The sequence below is a fragment of the Vallitaleaceae bacterium 9-2 genome (assembly GCA_038396585.1).
In the GTDB taxonomy this organism is placed as follows: domain Bacteria; phylum Bacillota; class Clostridia; order Lachnospirales; family Vallitaleaceae; genus UBA1351.
On record CP121691.1, the window covers coordinates 3245927 to 3268731 of the forward strand.

The 22805-nt window shown below is 38.5% G+C and carries 19 protein-coding genes; 4 read left to right on the forward strand and 15 right to left on the reverse strand.

Features of this window, described 5'->3' with window-relative positions; translation table 11 throughout:
• Positions 1 to 178: 178 nt before the first annotated feature.
• Entirely contained in the window at positions 179 to 1645 is a 1467-nt protein-coding gene (locus QBE53_14805; protein ID WZL81055.1) for an alpha-glucosidase/alpha-galactosidase, read from the reverse strand.
• A 263-nt stretch (positions 1646 to 1908) separates the two neighbouring features.
• Here QBE53_14805 and QBE53_14810 point away from each other — a divergent pair, with 263 nt between their 5' ends.
• Positions 1909 to 2778 carry an AraC family transcriptional regulator gene (locus QBE53_14810; GenBank protein ID WZL81056.1) on the forward strand — a complete coding sequence of 290 codons (870 nt, stop codon included), beginning with the start codon at positions 1909 to 1911 and terminating at the stop codon, positions 2776 to 2778.
• On the opposite strand, the gene QBE53_14815 is transcribed toward QBE53_14810, so the two are convergent.
• From QBE53_14815 to QBE53_14880, 14 genes are all read right to left on the reverse strand, one after another.
• Entirely contained in the window at positions 2763 to 3842 is a 1080-nt protein-coding gene (locus QBE53_14815; GenBank protein WZL81057.1) for a DHHW family protein, read from the reverse strand. The genes QBE53_14810 and QBE53_14815 overlap by 16 nt on opposite strands.
• Positions 3843 to 3844: 2 nt before the next feature.
• Positions 3845 to 5248 (reverse strand): MBOAT family O-acyltransferase, encoded by a 1404-nt coding sequence (locus QBE53_14820; GenBank protein WZL81058.1) that lies wholly within the window; start codon positions 5246 to 5248, stop codon positions 3845 to 3847.
• The gene (locus tag QBE53_14825) at positions 5248 to 5970 is read right to left on the reverse strand and encodes a hypothetical protein (protein ID WZL81059.1); all 723 of its coding nucleotides are present in this window, start codon (positions 5968 to 5970) and stop codon (positions 5248 to 5250) included. The genes QBE53_14820 and QBE53_14825 overlap by 1 nt, the downstream gene beginning before the upstream one ends.
• Before the next feature lie 95 nt (positions 5971 to 6065).
• Entirely contained in the window at positions 6066 to 6812 is a 747-nt protein-coding gene (locus QBE53_14830) for a TIGR03915 family putative DNA repair protein (protein ID WZL81060.1), read from the reverse strand.
• On the reverse strand, positions 6809 to 8062 hold the full coding sequence (locus QBE53_14835) for a putative DNA modification/repair radical SAM protein (protein ID WZL81061.1): 1254 nt from the start codon (positions 8060 to 8062) through the stop codon (positions 6809 to 6811). The genes QBE53_14830 and QBE53_14835 overlap by 4 nt, the downstream gene beginning before the upstream one ends.
• Positions 8063 to 8172: 110 nt before the next feature.
• Complete coding sequence (locus QBE53_14840) at positions 8173 to 10911, reverse strand: DUF5704 domain-containing protein (GenBank protein ID WZL81062.1); 2739 nt, start codon at positions 10909 to 10911, stop codon at positions 8173 to 8175.
• Positions 10912 to 10920: 9 nt separating this feature from the next.
• Complete coding sequence (locus tag QBE53_14845) at positions 10921 to 12114, reverse strand: S-layer homology domain-containing protein (protein ID WZL81063.1); 1194 nt, start codon at positions 12112 to 12114, stop codon at positions 10921 to 10923.
• Positions 12115 to 12220: 106 nt separating this feature from the next.
• The gene (locus QBE53_14850) at positions 12221 to 13417 is read right to left on the reverse strand and encodes an S-layer homology domain-containing protein (protein ID WZL81064.1); all 1197 of its coding nucleotides are present in this window, start codon (positions 13415 to 13417) and stop codon (positions 12221 to 12223) included.
• A gap of 150 nt (positions 13418 to 13567) precedes the next feature.
• Positions 13568 to 13750, reverse strand: coding sequence for a hypothetical protein (locus QBE53_14855; protein ID WZL81065.1), 183 nt, complete (start codon positions 13748 to 13750; stop codon positions 13568 to 13570).
• Entirely contained in the window at positions 13751 to 14449 is a 699-nt protein-coding gene (locus QBE53_14860; protein WZL81066.1) for a 5'-methylthioadenosine/adenosylhomocysteine nucleosidase, read from the reverse strand.
• 151 nt (positions 14450 to 14600) lie between these two features.
• A complete protein-coding gene (locus QBE53_14865; protein ID WZL81067.1) occupies positions 14601 to 16202 on the reverse strand; it encodes a hypothetical protein in 1602 nt (533 codons plus the stop codon).
• Positions 16192 to 16905: an ABC transporter ATP-binding protein gene (locus QBE53_14870; GenBank protein WZL81068.1), complete on the reverse strand. Its 714-nt coding sequence runs from the start codon at positions 16903 to 16905 to the stop codon at positions 16192 to 16194. The genes QBE53_14865 and QBE53_14870 overlap by 11 nt, the downstream gene beginning before the upstream one ends.
• A 10-nt stretch (positions 16906 to 16915) precedes the next feature.
• Positions 16916 to 17443: a helix-turn-helix domain-containing protein gene (locus QBE53_14875; GenBank protein WZL81069.1), complete on the reverse strand. Its 528-nt coding sequence runs from the start codon at positions 17441 to 17443 to the stop codon at positions 16916 to 16918.
• 109 nt (positions 17444 to 17552) lie between these two features.
• Complete coding sequence (locus tag QBE53_14880; protein ID WZL81070.1) at positions 17553 to 19247, reverse strand: LTA synthase family protein; 1695 nt, start codon at positions 19245 to 19247, stop codon at positions 17553 to 17555.
• 204 nt (positions 19248 to 19451) lie between these two features.
• Between QBE53_14880 and pyrB the strand changes: the two genes are divergently transcribed.
• From pyrB to QBE53_14895, 3 genes are read left to right on the forward strand one after another with little or no spacing between them, the layout of a single operon-like run.
• Positions 19452 to 20375 (forward strand): aspartate carbamoyltransferase, encoded by a 924-nt coding sequence (gene pyrB / locus QBE53_14885; GenBank protein ID WZL81071.1) that lies wholly within the window; start codon positions 19452 to 19454, stop codon positions 20373 to 20375.
• Positions 20368 to 20799, forward strand: coding sequence for an aspartate carbamoyltransferase regulatory subunit (locus QBE53_14890; protein WZL81072.1), 432 nt, complete (start codon positions 20368 to 20370; stop codon positions 20797 to 20799). The genes pyrB and QBE53_14890 overlap by 8 nt, the downstream gene beginning before the upstream one ends.
• A 49-nt stretch (positions 20800 to 20848) precedes the next feature.
• Positions 20849 to 22789: an ABC-F family ATP-binding cassette domain-containing protein gene (locus QBE53_14895; protein ID WZL81073.1), complete on the forward strand. Its 1941-nt coding sequence runs from the start codon at positions 20849 to 20851 to the stop codon at positions 22787 to 22789.
• Positions 22790 to 22805 lie beyond the last annotated feature (16 nt).

Consider the following 22805-nt stretch of genomic DNA (forward strand, 5'->3'; position numbering starts at 1 on the left):
TATGTTTATTTTTCTTTAATTCGATGTAAATTTACAAATCATTCATACTTCTTGCATACTATAGACATATTTCTCCTGTATTATAATAACTGTAAGAAATAGTTACCTCTTACATATTAAATACTCTCCCCCTCATCCTTTACAATAGCACCAAGCTTTAAGCTTCGGTGCTCTTTTTTTATACTGTTATGTCACGTGTTCCTTTTTCTTTGGCCACTTCTTCCGGCGTTTTTACCTTGAATCGGACAGCTCCTTGATAGTCAGAAATTCTTTTTTTATACGTTCCGTCTGCAAAACGTTGTTCACTTTGTTGAATAGCTTTTGTATACTGTGGCAACCACTGCTTTTGTGCTACTAGCATCTCATCAACCATCTCCCAAACTTCCGGTGGATTACATACGGCTCCTGTCAGCGGATCCATAAGTGCTGCTTGCTTAAGCAATTGTACGTCTCCATGTACGGCTGCTTCAACAGATAATTTTTGCACCCAAATCGATTGTGAACATACCGCTGCACATCCTAGGGGCAATTGTCCGACTTTTGGCACCATAATACCATTACCATCCACATAACATGGTACTTCTACAACGGATTCGTCCGCTAAATTTGTAATACACCCTTCATTCATCACATTAAAATGTCCTCGATACCTTCTTCCGGTTTCAAGCGCTTCAATAATATAAGAACCATGTTCTCGTCCACGTTCAGATCCATCCATTTTTTTAGCCGGTTCTTTAATGATTTTAGGATAGTCTGTTATGAACCAGTCGCGTTCCTCACGGGTAATGCGTAGATATCCTCCGGTCTCGCCGTTAATCCATGCATCCGTATTAATCCACTCTTTAATCTCTTGCGGGCGCTTCCTATACCAAGCCACATATTCTGACAAGTGTCCATTGGATTCTGTGGAATAATGATTAAAACGCTTGAGCATGTCGATTCTGACTTTTTCTTCTCTGCTAAACCGTTCATGTTTTTGAAAAGCTTCTAATAGATGTTCTTTTAATTCAACACCTTGATGCTTGATTGAAATGTACCAGGTCTGATGGTTAATTCCTGCACAGATAATATCCAAATCGTTTCTGTCATATCCAAGCACTTGCGCAATTTGATCTTCACCATGAATCTCTCCATGACAAAGACCAATCGTAGGTACCTTGCCATAGATATTCGCAGCCCATGTAATCATTGCATTTGGATTGGAATAATTGAGCATCATGGCATCTTTATGAGCCACTTCACGTATATCTTTACAAAAGTCAAGAATCTCAGCAATGCCTCTTTGACCATACATAATACCACCAATACATAGTGTATCCCCAACACACTGATCCACTCCATATTTTAGCGGTATGTCAATATCCATTTCAAAAGCTTCAAGCCCACCTACCCGAACACAATTAATAATGTACTTTGCATCTTTAAACGCTTCTCGTCGATTTGTCGTCGCCTGAATCTGAATATCAATTCCATTAGCATCTAAGTCTCTCTGACACAGGAATCTAACTTTTTCCAGATTATCCGGGTGAATGTCGGTAAAAGCTATCTCAATATTGTGAAACTCAGGGACAGACATAATGTCTGTAAATAATGTTCGTGTAAAAACCAAACTTCCGGCACCGATAAATGCAATCTTAAACTTCATTATACTTCTCCTTTTTTGTTGTCATCTGTTCATGTGTTATTATCATTATATCTTTGACGGGCCACATCTCACAGCTCAAAAAAAAGCATTTAGAATACATAATCACAACTACTATACGAATAATGCTTTGCAGTATTAATTATGTATTCTCTATATCAAACAATTTTTATAGAATTTTTCATACATAACACATCCATATTGACATTGCACTCCTGTATGTTCGTTGATATAATCAAAGATATCAGTGAAAAGGAGAAGGCACATTGAATAGATTCGAAAGTTATATTTTCCATCCAAATGAAGAAATCGATTTGAAACTTTATAACATTGGCAAAGAACGTTGTGCGTCCGGCTATCTTTTTGGTCCGGCAATACGCAAACATTATATGTTCCATTATGTCATCTCCGGCAAAGGCCGTTATTATTCAGGTCCATCAACTGATAAGTGCGCCCCCGATATAATTGATGTCCAGGCAGGTCAAGGTTTTCTCATTGTTCCCGGCACTTCACATTCCTATATCGCTGACGCAGATGACCCATGGCATTATATCTGGATAGAATTTGATGGCATCAAGGCGCAAAGTTTTTTAGCCAAGGCCGGCTTTAGCCACACCCATTTATTATATGAGCCCAAAGATTATAATATCCATACATTATCAAAATTATACACACCTTTAAATGCAATGTTGGACAATTCAAATGGAGCGATGACCTTTATGCTTGGACACTTGTATTTGTTTTTTGATGCATTAATCCACCAGTCCAAAAACATGCAAAACCTCGCTCCTGCTTCAGATGTAAAACATTTATACTTAGAGCAGGCATGTAATTATATTAAAGAAAATTATGCCGCTCTTTGTTCAATTAAAGCTGTCTGTTCGCACTGTAATATTAGTCAATCCTATCTCAATAAGATATTTAAAGAACTCTTAAACATGACCATTCAAGATTATCTAATTGAATATAGAATGTCCCAGGCGCGTAAACTTTTGATGAATACTTCATTATCTATTAATGAGATTACCGTTTTAGTTGGATACAATAATCGTCTAAGTTTTTCAAGAGCTTTTAAAAATCACTATAAAACAAGCCCTTCCGAGTTTAAGAATATTTATTGTCATCTTAATGTCTGAACGTTACTAACAATTAAGCGGCTATACATAAACAATACTTCTTCTTCTCCTGTAAAACTAACATATTCACCAAGATAGTCTTTTGGCAAATATCTTGTATCAATTAAGGTTATTTTTCCATATTGTGGGATCAGCAGCGGAACTAAACTACTGCTAAAGCTATCACCAAAAATGACCAGTTCTTTGTCACGTTTTGGATTTTCAATCTGAATCAGTGGAGATCCTCCAGATAAAAACACTTCATATCCATCCCATCCATACAGCTTTTCTTCATCATAGACTTGACCTGACAAGTCCTTTTGCTGATAGTTTGTTATCACTATATCAAAAAAACTCTCATGCAGCATAAACTCGAGTATCTCAGGGTTAACCGGAAGCGCCCATTGTCCACCATATACACCAATAAAGTCTTCATACAACTGCGGTGTCCACTCTTCTTGATTTATAGGCTCCATACCATCGATTTGTGTTGCCAAATAATTTATAAGCTTAAAAAGCTTCTCTTGCTTCCAATGGGTATCTGTGTAGTAGTAATCAGACAACTCCAGTATTGAATGTACGTCGATATATTTTGCTGTTGTAAGCTGTTCTTGAATCCACTCTTTTGTCTGTTCTTCTGTTGTTGCCCAGTATCTATCCTGGCTATAATAGCTCTTGTCAGGAATCATCGTAACATACGTCGGATTGTTTAAAAAATACTGTTCTTTAATTTCTTCTATATATGTTGTGAAACGTTGGATTTCTTCTTCTGTCGGCACATCATAAGCTTTAAAGAAAAACTCCTCTTCAATCCATAAATCATTAACCATATTTTTCAAAAAAACCTTCTTTTCTGTCCATGTCTTTAAACCACGGAAAAAGTCACGAAATGGCATTTGATCCAAGGCATATTTTTCAAGGTCTTCCATATATTTTCCATCGACTAATGCATCCCAAGAAAATTGAGGTCGCTGTTGTAAATGTCGGCGTTCAGCTTGTGATATGCTTGCCACCGGTGTAATAATTTGAATCACTAAAACTAAGGCAAGTAATAGTTTAAAACCTATAGCATATATTTTTTCCATAATTAAAACCTAAAATACAAGAATGGATTAAATGAACCATCCACCAAGTACCCTGTTGTCATCATCATTAACATAAAAAGTGAAATTACTGCAATTGGAGAATATAATTTTTTTAACGTATTACTTCGACTTAATGTTTGAGCCCACCTCTTTGGCCATGATGTCGTTCCAATTCCAGCGATGAGAAAGGTAACGATATATTGACGCAGATCCATCATACTCTCTCGACTGACTAGCGGTATATCAAGTTGTCCAAACATTCCGCGAAATACTTCAAGCATATCTTGCGTCGATTCGTACTTAAATATCACAAAACTTACCAAGACAATACCAAGGACATAGGCATGACAAAAAATTTTGGGTATCTTTTGTAACCATTTTAGTCCTACAAACTTTTCAAAAATCAAAACAGCGCCAAAAAGCACACCCCATAAGACATAATTCCAACTGGCTCCATGCCAAAGCCCTGTCAAGAACCAGACTATTAAAATATTCAAGAACCAACGCTTTTTTGTGACCCGATTTCCACCGAGAGGGATATATACATAATCTCGAAACCACTGTCCTAGAGACATATGCCAACGACGCCAAAAATCAGTTATGCTTCTTGCCATGTAGGGATAATTGAAGTTTTCCGGAAAATGGAAACCAAACATTTTTCCTAAACCTATTGCCATATCACTATACCCTGAAAAGTCAAAATAAATCTGAAAAACAAACCCAATCGCTCCCAGCCAATACTGTAATACTGACGGGTCACTAACCGATAATGTTTTTTCAACTAAAACAGCTAGTGTGTTGGCTAAAAGCACTTTTTTCCCCAATCCAACAACAAATCGCGATACACCTTCACCAAAAAGATCCAATGAATGAACTCGTTGTGTCAACTCTTTTTCAACAGATTTATACCGTACAATAGGTCCTGCAATCAGTTGAGGAAATAATGCAACAAACGTTCCTACACCTAAAAAACTTTTTTGTGCTTTAGCCTGACCACGATACACATCAATCGTATAACTCATTGTCTGAAAGGTGAAAAAGCTAATCCCTATGGGTAGGGGTATGTCAGGAATATCTATGTTAATCGACAGCAAAGTATTTAAATTATCTACAATAAAGTTGCCATACTTAAAAAATACCAACAGCCCCAGATTCATTATAATGGAACGCACCAAAGCCCTTTTTGCTTTTGGCGTTCCACGATATCGCTCAATCGTACGACTATGAGTATAATCAATGATGGACGATAAAATCAATAGCAGGAAAAAAACAGGTTCCCCAGCAAAGTAGAAAATCAAACTACTGACAAATAGTGTAATATTCTTATAACGATATGGTGTTGCTGCATAGAGCAACAACACCACCGGCAAAAAATAATATATAAAACTAATACTTGAAAAAACCATTATTGCATAATCTCTTTGAAGGCATCCATTAATTCTTGACTATGTTCATCCATAATCAAAATAACATGGTTACCGACATGGTCAACTAAAATATTTTCATCTTCAACAGCAACGCAAATCCACTTGCGTCCATCAACATTCGCTTTAATATCTGCTTTAATTGTCTCAATATCTGCAGATGGATCAACAGTGAACAAAACTATTGAATGCGCTTGGCTCGTCATCATCGGCTCTGAAACAACCCCTTCAACAAATTCAAAATTCGTCACGCCGAGCATGTATTCCATATTTTCTTGTGTTAAGGGTTGCTTTACAAACTTAGGCCACTCTACATCCACTTTTTCATACATAGCATCAATGATGCCTTCCATAGTCATGCCATCAACATCATCTTCTGTTACTTCATCTTCTGCTACTTCATCTTCTGTTGCTTCATCTTCCGTTACTTCATCTTCCGTTGCTTCATCTTCTGTTGCTTCATCTTCTGTTGCTTCATCTTCTGTTGCTTCATCTTCTGTTGCTTCATCTTCTGTTGCTTCATCTTCTGTTGCTTCATCTTCTGTTGCTTCATCTTCTGTTGCTTCATCTTCTGTTGCTTCATCTTCAATCACTGTGTCTTCAATAACTTCGTCTTGCGTTTGATCTACATCTTTTCCGGCGCTACAGCCAGCTAATACAAATACCATCATTAAACTTAACATTACTAATATTTTTTTCATCATTATCATTCCTCTTTCTTTTTTTACATTTTATTTTACAACTTTTGTTGTCATGCTTATGACGTATGTAAAAAAGAAAAGGTTCCCTTTTCAAAAAATTATTTGAACTCCAGCAAATTTTTTTGATATTTTTTAGGCACAAAATTTTGCTGACACTTTGGATTATAGCGTCCTTCAATGGCTATGTGTTCAAAATATCCCTTCCACATTTTTTGCAACAACTCTTCTTGTTGATCTATAGGGTATTCAGCAAAAATACCTTTGTCATCCTCAGAACTAACCTCTTGAATAATCCATCGTCCCTTGTTCGCCAATACTGCTTTTTTTCTTTTTATATCATGAATAATCACTTGCTCTTCTTGTAATCTATCTGAAAAATGGTCTGCAATCAATGGCAATATATCATGATCCGGTTCAAATTTTGCATACAAAAAAGGACCGCGTTGTTCAAAACGAATTAATCCTAAAAAGCGGTGTGCTTCAAAACCAACTTTTCTATTTAGCTTGCGAATGTTAATAACAAAAGGCTCACTATAATATTGATCAATTTTTTTCCCCAGCTTAAATGCATGCTTCAAATACTTAAGAATATAACAATCTTTGTGATAATCATTGGACAAAAAAGTACGGTACAAGGCAATATACCCCTCATAGGACAGCTTTTCACGTATAGCTCGCTCTACACGTTGTGCTTTTTCTTCATCTGTTACCACAAAGCGTGTCTCATCAATAAGCGATCCTTGAAACACTGTTTTTCCATATATCTCTTGTATACGTTCCACATAATAATGTTCAAATATGCAGGTCAAAAGCCCATAAAAACTATCATCATACAATAAAATCATGAGATAGCCCCCAACTCATAAAGTGAAACTTGATGATGTTGCTGCGGTGGAGCAACCTGTCGTCGTATATGTTCTTCATTCATCACAGCATCTCCATAATATCGACCTTGGCATGTCAAGAAAAACCTTGCCCGTTTTAAAACTACTCCCATTTTTTTTAATGCATCATATGTAATCATTTGAACACGGCGTTGAGCCATAATTCGCCGTGCTGAAGTCACACCAATTCCAGGTATCCGAAGTAACTCTTGATATGAAGCTTTATTAATCTCAATAGGAAATTGTTCCAAATGTCGAAGTGCCCACATCATCTTTGGATCAACATCCATGTCTAAATTCGGTTGCTGAACGCTTAATAGTTCATCCGCTGAAAAATGATAAAATCTTAATAGCCAATCCGCCTGATATAATCGATGTTCACGTAGCAAAGGAGGCTCTGTTTGAAGCGATGGTAGTTTCGCCCCTTCATTAACCGGCATATATGCTGAATAATAAACACGTTTAAGGTTAAAATGGTTATATAAGTTTTCACTTCGAAAAAGAATAGATTGATCTGTATCTACGGTTGCCCCAACAATCATTTGTGTCGATTGACCTGCCGGGACAAATGACGGTGCATGTCGATATATGCCTTGCTCTTCTTTTGCATGATTGATTCCCTCTTTAATTTCTTGCATGGGCAAATATAGCTTTTTAATTGATTTTTGTGGCGCCAAAAGCTTCAAACTATCTTCTGTTGCTAATTCAATGTTGACACTCATACGGTCAGCCAAGTACCCCGCTTCTTTGATCAATAAAGGATCGGCTCCCGGAATCGCCTTAACATGAATATAACCTCCAAAATGGTATTGTCTGCGCAATAGTTGCAACACTTTGACAATGCGCTCCATAGTATTATTTGGACTTATCTCCACCGCAGAACTCAAAAAAAGTCCTTCAATATAATTTCTTCGGTAAAATTCAATTGTTAATTGAGCAATCTCTTCTGGAGTGAAGCTTGCACGCTTAACATCATTCGATACTCGATTGACACAATATGCACAGTCATATGCACAAACATTTGTCATAAGAATTTTTAACAAACTAATACATCGTCCATCAGCTGACCATGAATGACATATTCCACAGCTTGCAGAATTGCCAATACCTCCTGTATTCTTTCGTCCAACGCCACTTGATGAACATGACACATCATACTTTGCCGCATCTGCCAAAACGGTTAACTTTTCCATTGTTGCCTCACTCAACATAACTATCACTCCTTGGTTTTTTCCGCAATCTTATATATTTATTATAGCAAAAAGAACATATGTTTGCAAACATATGTTCTTTTTGCTTTTTTATGTATATTTTACTCTTTTTATCGATAGGTTTGACTTGCACGTCGGCTTGAACTATAGATGGCTATATCGCCTAACTGATATGTCTCCATACCTTGACGCGTCTTAAAGCCCTCCTCTGTCCAACCATTGTTATATCCTAAGTAAGCACCCTTACCTTGTTTATGCGCCACCATCTTAAATCCTACAACAATATAACCATCATGCAAAAACGGATCAGCTCCTAGATTGATGTGTCCCAATCGGGTGATATCCGTTCCCTTCGGTAAAAAATACGCCATGTTCGGCAAGTGGAACCTTCCCTTCCATTGTTGCACTGAACGCTTTTTCACCCCTTGATCCATTGATGTCGGTCCCCACGACGTATCTCCTATAAAGATTCGATCCTTCGCCGTTAAAGTCACCTTGCCTTCAAAAGCTACCACTTGATCATATCGACTCACATAAACATCGACGGCTTGTCTTTGACTATAGTCTGCTACCCCATTGCGTACAGGGACATAGGTATAATAAGGCTCAATCGAAAGCGTGTCTTCCGGATGGTACAAATCCCCGTTTGTCCTAACATCAAAGACTATGGGATACCCCAACATAATCCCTTCCTTGGGAGTTCCCACCCGCCTTGTATCCTTAGGTTTTATAGGTAGGTCTATGGCGCGATATGGTGCTTCCTTTGATACATGGTCTGTCCAATAATCATCCGGGCATGCTGTCACCTGAAAATCATAAAGCTTACTGGATAGCTTAAATGCCATGGATTCCACTGCCTTGTACTTTGTAATATCTCGATTCGCATAGTATTCATATGGATCTGTTAAGATATCTTGATGGTTGATGGGAATGGAGCGAAACATAATCTCCCCCTCCAACTCTCGCTCCCATGCCGGAATAAAGAACGTCGCTTCCAGGCTGTTAAAGTTCCCCCAGGTATTTTTAGGAAAGTACAGTCCATCATATCCGGTGCCCACATAGACGTCAAACGGAAATGCCACTTGCTTAACCTCAAAGTAGGCACTATAATCTCGGTCTCCATATCCTCGCGCCTCCATATGCTGCCCCTTCTTCGGATAATCGATATGAAATCGTTCTCCGATAACCAGTTGGAGTGGCTCCGGATCATATGTCAGTTGCTGGGTTTGCTTACTGATCGCATCAAGAACAGGATAGCAGACCACTGGCGTATGCACCGTTACATCGTTGATCTGTTCAATCGCTTCCCTACGCCCATTGCTTTCTCGAGTATCAATGACTGTCTTATATACCAACTCACCTTCAGATGGCTTCAATCCATTCGACATAGTCGCCGGTATATGTAGTCCGCCTTGATACAGATCCTCCGTACTATTAAGTGATGCGGGTGGAATCGGTCGCGGAATGGGTGTTTTTGTTTCATAAAGCCCATTATCCAGAAGTACTTCCCCATTAAAGGTTAAGCCATCATTCTTGACACGTATCTGTCCCACTGCCGCCTCTGCTGTCGGACGGAAGTTTTCATTTGGAATCGATGGATAGGACCGTCGGCTTTTACTTCCCAATGTCTTTTGCGGAAGATTAATAACAATAGGGTCTGAGACCGGATCAATGATATGCTCCTGAAGTTCGCCGCCTCTTTCCATCACTACCTGAGGTGGCTTCACTGAGCTTTGAAGTGTATGTTGTCCTCCCGGCAAGGCTTCGTTGGTCACTATCCCTTGGTCAAGAGCAAACACACTTAGATTTTCAATTCGATAAAAATCATATGTCCTTGGAATCGCATAGGTTTTACTGCGTGTGGTCGTTCTTGATACGCGCCGTACTTCTCCCGTCTCCTTATCCTTAACCCCTTTTACGAGCTTATAACGCCGACTCACGGTCACAGAATAGTTCTTCGTTCCATAGACATGTTGATAGTCTAAGGCGTGAAGATACTCCATCCCCTGTATCTGGATATAGAGAGGGTCTGATGCCGGCACTGCAACCGATGCATCAAAAGCTTCATTACCTCGTGGATCTGCCTGAATCACCGCCGTTGCCTGACTATCTAACTGTGATGAAGGAATGTCCACCCGGTCTTCTCCCTCTTCTTGGGTAATCTCCTCTATAACATCTTCCATCGCCCTTAGGTTGACGGTAATGTACCACTCTTCGGCAACACCATCTTTATTGGAGTCCCATTTATGCATATACTTGATGACACCACTGCCTGTTGAGGATGCAGGAACAATAACGATAGCATTATCCAGCCAGCCACTCGGGTCCTCGGTTTCATCAAAGCGTGGACCGTATTCTTGCTCTAAAAAATGGAAGATTTCTTTTTCATAGAACGCCTGATCTTCGGGTGATGTAATATATTGTTCAAGCATCGTTTTTTCATTTTCATTTTCTTGCCAATCATAGGTATTGATGATTGCTGAGCCGCTATGATCATCTGGATACTTTGGATTATTGACCAAGTATCCATCAGGATTTTTTCCGATATAACGGTACTCACCTGCCTCACGGTTATAGCTGTTAGGTGAACCATCCGGCTCTTTTAAACCAGCCAAGCTAGAAGGAAATGTACCTGCATTATCAAGCACCAAAACTTCGTATGCATTCCATACATCTGTATCAAAGGCTTCTATCGGAAATCTTACTCCCCAAGCAGGTCTTTGCAAAACAACTTCGTCATATGCCACCTGCATTGCATTCGATACTTCTACTGCCATTATCTCTAATGATAATGCTCCATTAAGTAGCAATGAAAGAATTAACACAATGAATATATTATACTTTTTCATTTCTGCCTCCTAGCGATAAATGACGACATCGGTATAAGGCATAATCTGGGTAATATTCTTCTCATAGGTATCAATAAAGTTCTGATCCCGATACCAGATGTTAAAGTTTACTTCAATAGCTGCCTGATATTTTGTACCTTCTCCAAGCATAACTTCATCTATTCTCACCAAATAACGATCATTATCTAGGTAAAAGAAGGCTTCATCATGTTCCAGATATGTTAAATAGCCTTTTTTCTGTTCCAAATACTCCATGACAATATCCACTTGATCTTGTGGCATTCGTCGTTGAAGTAATCGTTCAAAGTCTTCTATGTGCCCTGCATAAGGTCCATTTTCATCATACATAAGAGCTCCTATAGCACTATCTTCAGATCTAAACTTACGTGTATATCCAATCTCATAATCTTTTTGATCAGGTGTATAGCTTAAATCGCTCGTAATCAACTTCCAATCTTCTTCTGCACTTTCTCGTACTCCTGCTGCTACAGGATCTACCCAGTTGGCGCCTCCTAATAGATGAGATTCCATGCCTGAGTGTTGTTCGTTGTACTGTTCTTCATAATCAAATGTAGGACGTGTGTCCGGGTCAATTAAGCGTACTACAACTGTACTGGCTTCTGCCCTTGTTAACACCCCTTGCGGTTTAAAGGTATGGTCAGGATAACCTGTGATGATTCCTAGTTTATACGTTTTCATAATATCTTTGTTGTATTTAAAAGAAAAATCTTCAGAGTCTGTGACCACTTGGAGCACCTGTGTCAAGTCGGTGAAGGTTTGTTCCCCTTCTAGGCGTTCTACAGCACGTATAATAATCATACACATTTCTTCTCGTGTAATCACTTGTTTGAAGTTCACAGGTCCCAAATAAGAGTCAAAGTCTTCTGCTTTAACTATTCCAAGCTCCATTGCCTTATCGATATAGTTCTGTGCCCAGTAACCTTCGCTATTACCTGGTTCTTCTCCTAATGCACGCACCACCATGGTAATAAACTGGTCACGTGCCAACTTCGTCTGGGGGCGAAAGGTTCCGTCTGGATAACCGACAATAATCCCTCGGTCATCTTCACTCAAGCGTTCAACTGCATCATAAAACCAGTCACTGGTATTTACATCCGTACTTCTTGCTCCATAAATGGGGGTAAAAAAAGACAACATGATTAAACATGTCAAGACATAAGCCGTTCCTTTTAACGTATTCATAATTCTCTCCTCAATATTATATTTTTTATTTTACTCCTACACTTCTCTATTAGATTACAGAAAATGTCATGTGCATGCAATAGGACGATAGTCTTAAAGATTTACACTACCGATAAATGACGACATCAGTATAAGGCATAATCTGGGTAATATTCTTCTCATAGGTATCAATAAAGTTCTGATCCCTATACCAGATGTTAAAGTTCACCGCAACAGCAGCTTTAACATTACGCTGACCATCATAGAGCTTTACTTCATCCACTCGAACTAAATATCTATCATTATCTAGGTAAAAGAACGCTTCATCATGTTCTAGATATGTTAAATAGCCTTTTTTCTGTGCTAAGTACTTCATGACAATATCCACTTGGTCTTGTGGCATTCGTCGTTGAAGTAGGCGTTCAAAGTCTTCTATGTGCCCTGCATAGGGTCCATTTTCATCATACATAAGCGCTCCTATAGCACTATCTTCAGATCTAAACTTACGTGTATATCCAATTTCATAATCTTTTTGATCAGGTGTATAACTTAAATCACTCGTAATCAACTTCCAATCTTCTTCTGCACTTTCTCGTACTCCTGCTGTCACAGGATCTACCCAGTTGGCACCTCCTAGAAGATGAGATTCCATGCCTGAGTGTTGTTCGTTGTACTGTTCTTCATAATCAAATGTAGGGCGTGTGTCCGGGTCAATTAAGCGTACTACAACTGTACTGGCTTCTGCCCTTGTTAACATCCCTTGCGGTTTAAAGGTATGGTCAGGATAACCTGTGATGATTCCTAGCTTATACGTTTTCATAATATCTTTGTTGTATTTAAAAGAAAAATCTTCGGAGTCTGTGACCACTTGGAGCACCTGTGTCAAGTCGGTGAAGACCAGTTCCCCTTCTAAACGTTCTACAGCTCTCATAATAATCATACACATTTCTTCTCGTGTAATCACTTGCTTGAAGTTAACAGGTCCCAAATAAGAATCAAAGTCTTCTGCTTTAAGTATTCCAAGCTCCATTGCCTTATCGATATAGTTCTGCGCCCAGTAGCCCTCGCTATTACCTGGTTCTTCTCCTAGTGCACGCACCACCATGGTAATAAACTGATCACGTGCCAATCTCATCTCGGGACGAAAGGTTCCGTCTGGATAACCGACAATAATCCCTCGGTCATCTTCACTTAAGCGTTCAACTGCATCATAAAACCAGTCGCTGGTATTCACATCCGTACTGCTTGCTCCATAAATGGGGGTAAAAAAAGACAACATGATTAAACATGTCAAAACATAAGCCGTTCCTTTTAACGTATTCATAGCTCTCTCCTCAATATTACATTTTTAGTTTACTCTGAACCTCTCCATATAGATTACAAAAAATGTCATGTGCATGCAATAGGACGATAGTCTATAAAAAGATACAAAAAAATCGACACACGATGGTATCGATGTCGATATAGCTTACTCTTATGTAGTTTCTGTTGTTTCTAAGCGTTGCTTAATATGAGGTTCCGCAAAAGTATATATGGAATATAATGACGCTAAGAGATTCAATACTTTGATGACACTATTTATGATTTTACGTGTTTTCTTAACACGTAAAACCAATTTTTTAATGCGTCGTATTGTTCTTAAAATAAAGCGAATCATTTATAACACCTTCATCATACCTTCAATCATCTTACACGAATTAGCTGCCGCCTCTTTTACAAACTCATTAAAGTTAACATCTGCACTTGAATCTGCCTTGTCCGAAATCGCACGAATAATAACACAAGGTACTTTATTCAATGCGCAGACATGTGCAATTGCCGCACCTTCCATCTCTGTACAGTATGCACCAAACTTATCACGTAAATACTCTTTTTTGTTTTCGCTGGCAACAAACTGGTCTCCACTGACTATACGCTCAATGTGAATGCTCACATTTGAACTTAATGCTTCACCTGCATCATATGCCAGTTTAACTAAATGGGAGTCTGATGAAAACACGCTGTTATCCATTCGAGGAATCTGTCCAACTTCATATCCAAAGTTACGCGCATCAAAGTCATGCTCTATTGCATCTTTTGATATAACGATGTCACCAATTTCTAATTTATTATGTAACGCGCCTGCCACTCCTGTATTAATAATGGCATCCACATAAAATACATCAATTAATATTTGTGTACACACTGCTGCATTAACTTTTCCGATTCCAGCACGAACAACCACCGCTTTTTTTCCATTTAAGAAACCAATCACAAAATCCAGAGATGCTATTGAGCGGACTTCTTGAACATCCATTTTATTTTTTAGTGCTAACACCTCTTCTTCCATTGCACCAATAATTCCAATAAATTCCATAACAACCTCCTAAGGGTTCATTCATACACGTTCATCTTCTCCCTTATTATCTCACTAAACTAGTAAAAAGACAAATACTATTTCATGATATTTTTTGAAATTTATTTAGAAACTCAAAATTACTACACTTTTTTTCACTCTCAATCCACGCTTAAACTAGATGCTTTTGTGATGCTTTTGCAATTTTTTTGTAGAGAATTCCTGTCAACATCAAAAATATAACGACGACGATAGGCATGAATACCTCTATATTCAGAGTACTCATAAATAGGATTACTATAGCGGGTGAGAGACCAATAAGCCCCGAGCCAAGAAGTCCGACGAGAGCATTGGCACTTTGCTTAACAATTGCCGTCTCCGAAACCCAATCATAGTGATGCATGTTAACGTCAATGAACATTCCCCATACAGGTATAAACAAGCAGTAGATAAGTGGAATACTAATAATAAATAGCGCACTGATAAAATTCGATGCAAAGCGAATGCTTAACAGTAATGAACTGATGAACGCCGTAGGCAAAATAATGGACAGATTAACTAACATCTTGCTTTGAAAAATCGTCATTGGATGGATTGGTAATGATTGGAGAATCCATATGTTTTTTCCTTCAAGTGATAGTGAAACAGCTGCCGTACAACTCATTCCAACCATTCCGCAGACAACAAATGGCAACATGCTCTCTAGCATCTGATATGCATTATCCATCGGAAACATACTTATAATCATATCATCTGATACAAAAAAAGCAGCAACGCTGAGTACGATTGCCATAATAACGCCTACACCGACATTCAGCACATACACTGTACTTGATAGAAAACGTTTGAGTTCTTTTTTATAGAGCGCTTTTAAGGGTGACGCATTGTGTAGTTGTGTTAGTTGATAATTCGAATGTGTCTGGTGTGTCATTAATGCTGTATTAATCTGCTTATATTGTCTAGCTAACACTAGGATAAATACCCCATACCAAAGAACAGAGGTTCCCACAAATATTCCAAGAGAAACCAAACTACTATTTACCACAGCCTCTGTATAATATCGAGCCAATGGATAGGATTTATTGATCATATCGCCTATTGTAGCTCCTAGATTCGCCATGTTTTGTGTTGCCCATGCTGATTCGTCAAGACCGCCTCCAACAAAAGATAACACAAGAATTCCTACAAGTAAAACCAAAGATAGCACTGTGGATAAAGCATTCGAATAGCGAAACTTTGATGCAATCCAAACAATAATTGCACCGATAGTGGCTGCGATTGTCGTTGGAAACAAAGGAGCAACGAGCATTCCCACAACCCAAATCGGATAAAACAATAACGTAACCGAACTATACTGAATATAAGCTATCCCCATTGGCAACATCACAAGTAAGACCATCAAACTATTAAGCCCATACATTAATAAAAATCGGCTAAAAATAATTGTACGTGTTGTTAACGGAAGAGACATCATTATCTCATAATCTTTAAATGCAAATAACGTACCGTTAGATTTTAAAATTGTAAAAAACAGGATAAAAGCACTCGCCATAATCAAGCCATACGCCGGAATAATCTCTGTCATCCCCATCATGGCTAGACTCATTCCCATCATATACGCATATACCATCAACATTAAACACAGGAAAATCCCAACTGCCAGCATTAGATAAAATCGACGTCTGTTGCGTATTTCTCCTTTGCTTTGGAATGTATTTAACTTAAGTTGATTGATGAGTAATGTTCTAGATAATAAGAGCACTTTATTTTTCATTGGCCACCTCCATAAAGAGGGCTTCCAGGGAGCTGTCTTTAATCAGTTCCTGGGTCGGTCCGTTTGCCATCAGATGCCCGGATTTGATAATGGCTATCTTATTGCATAGTTTTTCTGCTACTTCTAATACGTGAGTAGAAAAAAACACTGCACTTCCTTGTGCACAAAGCTCACGCATAGCATTTTTTAGGGTAATAGCCGCTTTGGGGTCCAAACCAACAAAGGGCTCATCTAAGATAAGAAGCTTCGGTCGATGAATTAACGCTGCAATAATTGCAACTTTTTGTTTCATACCGTGGGAGTAAGACGCAATCAAATCTCCTAAATCCTTCATAATCTCAAAATCCTCTGCATAACTTTCAATACGCAAAGTGCGTTCCTTACTATCCACACCAAAAATATCTGCAATAAAATTGAGATACTGGATTCCCGTAAGGTGTTCATATAAATCCGGATTATCCGGAATATAAGCCATCATCTGTTTCGCTTTAATGGGTTGTTCCTTGATGGATATATCGTTAATCTTAATTTCCCCTTCTTCAAAATCAAGGATGCCTACTACTGATTTAATCGTTGTACTTTTTCCAGCACCATTATGCCCGATAAATCCTAAAATATCACCTGATTCAACTGTCAAAGACAAATTATCTACCGCTTTTTTTCCACCTTTGTACGTTTTTGAAAAATTCGTAATCGTTAACATACATATCCCCCTATTCTTCTTCACACGGTGATGAAATAAATGTTATCCTCCTAGGTTTTCGTTGACCATCCGCCTTGTTTCTAATCATCTCATTGATCAGCTCTCCAATTTTTTCCGTAAACTGAGCCATCTCGTCATCTGAAAGCATCAATGTTGACGTCCCCATAAAGTACATATCCTTTTTAAAATCAGCATCTTCTTGTTTGATGTAATTGTGAAATGTTCCCATAATATTGAGTAAACCTATATCTAAAATCTGTATAATCGTCTCAAGGCTTTCTCCATCATTAATGTGGTCTTCTTTTATACTATATACCTTTTCCACTGTTCCACGAATTTTATTTTCTTTAACTACCTGTATAAAGCCTGCACTCTCAAGTGTTTTAACATGTCTATATAAGGTTGCTTGAGATACATCTGAAAGCTCTCCTGCAAGCTGTGATGTTGTCACTTCTTTTAAAAGCATACATGTCTGTAAAATTCGAAGTCGTATTGGATGCATCAATAATTTATATGCATCCAGTGATGCTTTTTTCATATATTTTTCCTCCTAAAAAACAGTTGCAAAAAACACTAATATTATCACTTTTGATAATATTAGCATTATTGCAACTGTTTGTCAATAATGGTTTACATTGTTAGTATGCTTAATTCGAAGTTTTTATCCATTGATAGTTTTCGTTGACATAGGGGTTAATTGCATCAAAGATATATCCTTCCCCATACAACATGTCATATTGAAACAAGTGTAAACGTTCATCACGTTTTTCTTGCGATATCCTTTGCAGATGTGTTGCCGCAATAGGTCCAATGTTATAGGTAATATTGGCCTGTCGCAGTACTTGTGCCGCTAATTCATAAGTATCAAGATCCTTATCCTGTATTGGCATCGGATAATTACTCCATATGACGTATTCTGTGGCATAGAGATTCTCATCCACTAACTGGGTTGCTGTTAGTCCAAGGGGTGGCAGGTGATCTCCATATAACACTAATATAGTGGGTTCTGTATGTTGTTCTAACATCGTTACTAAGTCATTGATGAACTGATCCTCTTCTTTTAGTTGTGTCATATAATAACCTAGCGGGTCTTCTTCAGGATATTTTCCGTGAGGCTGTACAGACACTGCAAAGATAAAGTCTCTTGCAGTTGTCGAGTGCAATCTTTTTTGAATACTGTCTAGATATACCGCGTCTTTTGCCCATCCCAGTGCATTAAACTCTACCTGCTCCATACCTTCAAGCGATAAAAATGCGTCAAAACCCAACTGCTCATAGACTAAATGTCGATTATAGAATTCTCCAATATTGTTATGCATCGCATAAGTTGCATAACCATGATTTTTCAGATTATAGGCTAAGCTTTCCGCTGGTTTTTCTTTTAGAATCGCATTATATGGATATTCTCCCAGTCCAAAAAAATCCAGCTTCATCCCTGTTAAGACTTCAAACTCTGTGTTCGCGGTTCCATCCCCTAGCACCGGAACGCCCAGCATACCAGAAGAATATGTATCCATTAGCTCCATGTAGCGTGGCATTGGTTGTATTTTTTCCGTATTTTTCATTAGACGCTCCACATTAAATACCGATTCTAACTGTACCATAATAATGTTGGGTTTTATATTGACCTTCTTTTCTTGGTGCGTTTTTTGCCACGCCTCTTGCACCATAGTTTTAGAATAGTCCTCTGGTTCTTGAATCCCTTGCCCAAGTAAGCTATCCGTAAAACAATACGTAAATCCGTAGTTGGCATAGCTTTGTTGAATGTCCACCGGTTCTTCGCTACCCCTATCTTCTTCAGATTGCAATGGAATAATTGTAGCACTTCCTATAAATGCACTTACCAAAATTGTCGTGATAACACTGCGCTTTCTTTGCCGAACAGAATTTTGATGTATCGCCAACTGCTTCATGATTTTATACACCAGCACAGCTAATCCAGCCATTCCAATAATTAGCCATGCAATTTGAAGGGCCGAAAAATAATTTGGCAACAATAACACTGCATTCTTTACCACTTTTAGGTCCATGGCTGTCATTGGCGCCGTACGAAAAAAATTAAGCATGATAAAGTTGGCAATACCAATGGCCAACCAAATAAAAATCACCAAAAACTCAATCATATACCGGACCTTAAAAATCCCTGCAATAGATAATGTCAGCATAATTATCAATGTATTTAAGCAAAAATAGAGTGTCTTTTCTGAAGCAAATTGCGCCAGTTCACCAAATGACCTTCCGTTAAGAACTTCTAATAAACAGTTCATTGCCACTGCAATAATAAGTAAACGCAGTATTGACAACATATATTTTTTTATTTTTTTACCTTGAATTTTTTCCATCGCTCTCCAAACCCTTTTTTCTCTATCTATTTTTTATCTATTCAAACTATATCATGTCATAGATTTTATCACTTATTTTTCATATGTCAATGAAGATATTTTCTTGACTTACGCCTCTCAAAGTGATATTCTATCCATAAATATTTTAAGAAAATATCTTATACTTTTAAATGTAGTCCTGTGAGGCTAACAAAGGAGATTAATATGATTAAAGGAAAACACCTTATTGAACCTACGGATTTAACTCTTGATGAGCTGGAGGTCTTATTTGACCTTGCACTAAAAATAGAGGCTAATCCCAAGAACTACCTTAGTGAACTCAATGGCTATCTACTAGCCTCATTATTCTATGAACCTTCCACGCGAACACGCTTTAGCTTCGAAGCAGCCATGCTTCGTCTTGGCGGTCAAGTCATCGGTTTCTCCGAGCCTAATTCTTCGTCTGTATCCAAAGGTGAATCTGTTGCCGACACCATCCGTACTGTTGCTTGCTATGCGGATATTGCCGTCATGCGCCATCCTAAAGAGGGTGCCCCAAAACTTGCCTCAAAGCGTTCTCCTATTCCTATTATCAACGCTGGTGACGGTGGACATCAACACCCGACCCAAACGTTAACGGATTTACTTACCATTCGTTCCCTTAAAGGATCTATTGCAAATAAAGTTATCGGTTTTTGTGGCGATCTTAAGTTTGGGCGTACTGTCCATTCTCTCGTAAAAGCCATGGCACGCTACGACAATATCACTTTTGTGTTTATTTCACCACCGGAACTTGCCATGCCTTCACATATCAAAGATTCCCTTAAACCTCATCAAATTATCGAAGTGGATAATCTAGAAGATGTTATTGATCAGCTTGATATCCTTTATATGACCCGTATCCAGCGCGAACGTTTCTTTAATGAAGAAGAGTATCTGCGTTTAAAAAGTTATTTTGTTTTGACCAAAGATAAACTTCTTACATCCAAAAAAGATATGATTATCATGCATCCGCTGCCACGGGTTGATGAGATTCATCCAAGTGTTGACGAAGATCCTCGTGCAGTATACTTTACCCAGGCAGGGTATGGCATGTATATACGTATGGCCCTCATCCTTAAACTTTTGAAAGGAGATCATCATGCTTAAAGTTGAATCCATAAAAAAAGGAATCGTTATTGACCATATCCGTGCAGGACTCGGCTATCAAATTTTTACGGACCTCAAACTTGATCAGGTCGACTATACTACTGCACTTATACGCAATGTCCCTTCAAAAAAACTGGGCAAAAAAGACCTCATCAAGATTGATAATGTCGTTGACCTTGACTTTGACATGCTTGGACTCCTTGACCCTAATATCACCGTTGTGATTATAGAAAATGAAGAGGTTCATGAAAAAGTCAAACTTTCTTTGCCAAAAAAGGTCCACGGTATGTTACAATGTAAAAATCCACGCTGCATTAGCACCGTCGAAAAAATAGATGATATTACATTTTATCTTGTCAACGATAAGACACGTGAGTACCGTTGCGAATACTGCGACACGCCTTATTACACACATAAGTCTTAGTTAAGCGCCAAGTAAAGCGTTGACCAGATGCCATAGAAAGGTGATGCATATGTTACAGATCAACGCATTGCACTATAATATTGGGGAGCGTTGTCTATTTGATAACTTGACCCTAACTATTGACCGACCTGATAAAGTCGGTCTTATTGGTGTTAACGGTTCCGGGAAGACAACACTACTTCGAATGATTGCAGGTCAACTCACTCCTGATGCCGGAACCCTCAACACTCCCAAAAATTATCAGATTAACTATCTTCCTCAAGATCCTGTGTTTCCAGAAGATCAACGTATTATTGATTATATCTTTGACAGTGACCTTCCCGTAATACAAACCCTCAAAAAATATGAGACCATCTTAGAGGAACTACGTATAGATCCTGAAAACCCTAGCTTAGCCGAAAAACTTATTCATCTCCAAGAATCCATTGACCGTTTAGATGGTTGGGACTTGGAAAGTCAAATTAAAACCGTTATAACAAAGCTTGATATTCCTAATATCAATACGCCTGTCAACCAATTGTCTGGCGGGCAAAAAAAACGTGTAGCTTTAGCTGCCGCTATTTTACGTCCCTCTGACTTACTGATTCTTGACGAACCCACCAACCATCTTGATGATACAACCATCTTATGGCTAGAAGATTATCTCAAGAATTATTCCAAGTCAATCCTTTTGGTAACTCATGATCGTTATTTTCTTGATCGCGTGACCAACCGGATTGTTGAACTTGACCATGGACAAATATATAGTTATCAAGGAAATTATTCTGTTTTTGTCGAAAAAAAAGCTGAACGTCTAGAGTTGGCTAGCACATTAGAACAAAAGCGTAAAAATCTCTATCGCAAAGAACTCGCATGGATGCGCACAGGTGCTAGAGCCCGTTCAACCAAACAAAAAGCCAGAATTGACCGTTTTCATGAAATTCAAGACCAATCCTTTGCAATGGATACTGCTGAGGTTGAACTTCTCACCGGATATAGCCGCATGGGAAAGAAAACAATCGAACTTGAACATGTCAGCATGGGATTTGATGATACACTTTTATTCAAAGACTTCTCTGTGCTTTTTCAAGCCAATGACCGCGTAGGTATCATCGGTCCCAACGGTACCGGTAAGACGACCTTATTAAACCTTATCACCGGTCAGCTAAAACCACTAGAAGGTAGTATCAGCATTGGCCCTACCATAAAGATTGGATATTACAGTCAGCATTTTCCTGAGCCAAATATCTCCATGACATTAATTGAGTATATACGTGATACAGCCGAATATGTTGTTACCCAATCCGGAGAACGCATCACTGCAACAGTCATGCTTGAACGCTTTTTATTTGATAAATCCACACACTATGCTCCCATTGAAAAATTATCCGGTGGAGAAAAACGGCGTCTATTTTTACTCAAAGTGCTTATGGAATCGCCTAATGTATTAATCCTTGATGAACCAACCAATGACCTAGACATTGATACATTAAAAGCGCTTGAAGATTACTTGGATGACTTTATTGGTATTGTTATTGTTGTCTCACATGATCGGTATTTTCTTGACCGCGTATGTAGGCGCCTGTTTATCATGCAAGCAAATTCTTTGGACATCAATGTATTAACCGGAAACTATAGTGAGATTCTTGAACAACATGGATATGCCACCCTCACCGGCTTAAATACACTACAAAACACATCCGAAAAAACAGCACCATCAAATAACTCCAATGCTGTATCTTCTTCTTCACCTACAGTCCCAAAAGCTGCACCTAACCAAGAAGATACACAACCTCGAAAGTTAACCTATAATGAAAAACGTGAGTTTGAAGGGCTAGATGAACACATCCATGCACTAGAAAAAAAGTTGGACACTCTTGAACAAACCATCCAAGAAAATCAATCCAACTACAGCTTGCTTGAAGAAGCAATGCAAGAAAAAGACGCCACAGAGCTTGAATTACTCGAAGCCATGGAGCGTCTAGAATTTCTCTCGACCTTACGCCAATAAACAAAGTGGCTATAAA

Excerpts from the sequence above, each read along its gene's own strand:
- QBE53_14805 (WZL81055.1), bottom strand. The coding sequence starts at position 1,645 with ATGAAGTTTAAGATTGCATTTATCGGTGCCGGAAGTTTGGTTTTTACA.
- QBE53_14815 (WZL81057.1), bottom strand. The coding sequence starts at position 3,842 with ATGGAAAAAATATATGCTATAGGTTTTAAACTATTACTTGCCTTAGTT.
- QBE53_14820 (WZL81058.1), bottom strand. The coding sequence starts at position 5,248 with ATGGTTTTTTCAAGTATTAGTTTTATATATTATTTTTTGCCGGTGGTG.
- QBE53_14825 (WZL81059.1), bottom strand. The coding sequence starts at position 5,970 with ATGATGAAAAAAATATTAGTAATGTTAAGTTTAATGATGGTATTTGTA.
- QBE53_14830 (WZL81060.1), bottom strand. The coding sequence starts at position 6,812 with ATGATTTTATTGTATGATGATAGTTTTTATGGGCTTTTGACCTGCATA.
- QBE53_14835 (WZL81061.1), bottom strand. The coding sequence starts at position 8,062 with ATGTTGAGTGAGGCAACAATGGAAAAGTTAACCGTTTTGGCAGATGCG.
- QBE53_14840 (WZL81062.1), bottom strand. The coding sequence starts at position 10,911 with ATGAAAAAGTATAATATATTCATTGTGTTAATTCTTTCATTGCTACTT.
- QBE53_14845 (WZL81063.1), bottom strand. The coding sequence starts at position 12,114 with ATGAATACGTTAAAAGGAACGGCTTATGTCTTGACATGTTTAATCATG.
- QBE53_14850 (WZL81064.1), bottom strand. The coding sequence starts at position 13,417 with ATGAATACGTTAAAAGGAACGGCTTATGTTTTGACATGTTTAATCATG.
- QBE53_14855 (WZL81065.1), bottom strand. The coding sequence starts at position 13,750 with ATGATTCGCTTTATTTTAAGAACAATACGACGCATTAAAAAATTGGTT.
- QBE53_14860 (WZL81066.1), bottom strand. The coding sequence starts at position 14,449 with ATGGAATTTATTGGAATTATTGGTGCAATGGAAGAAGAGGTGTTAGCA.
- QBE53_14865 (WZL81067.1), bottom strand. The coding sequence starts at position 16,202 with ATGAAAAATAAAGTGCTCTTATTATCTAGAACATTACTCATCAATCAA.
- QBE53_14870 (WZL81068.1), bottom strand. The coding sequence starts at position 16,905 with ATGTTAACGATTACGAATTTTTCAAAAACGTACAAAGGTGGAAAAAAA.
- QBE53_14875 (WZL81069.1), bottom strand. The coding sequence starts at position 17,443 with ATGAAAAAAGCATCACTGGATGCATATAAATTATTGATGCATCCAATA.
- QBE53_14880 (WZL81070.1), bottom strand. The coding sequence starts at position 19,247 with ATGGAAAAAATTCAAGGTAAAAAAATAAAAAAATATATGTTGTCAATA.
- pyrB (WZL81071.1), top strand. The coding sequence starts at position 19,452 with ATGATTAAAGGAAAACACCTTATTGAACCTACGGATTTAACTCTTGAT.
- QBE53_14890 (WZL81072.1), top strand. The coding sequence starts at position 20,368 with ATGCTTAAAGTTGAATCCATAAAAAAAGGAATCGTTATTGACCATATC.
- QBE53_14895 (WZL81073.1), top strand. The coding sequence starts at position 20,849 with ATGTTACAGATCAACGCATTGCACTATAATATTGGGGAGCGTTGTCTA.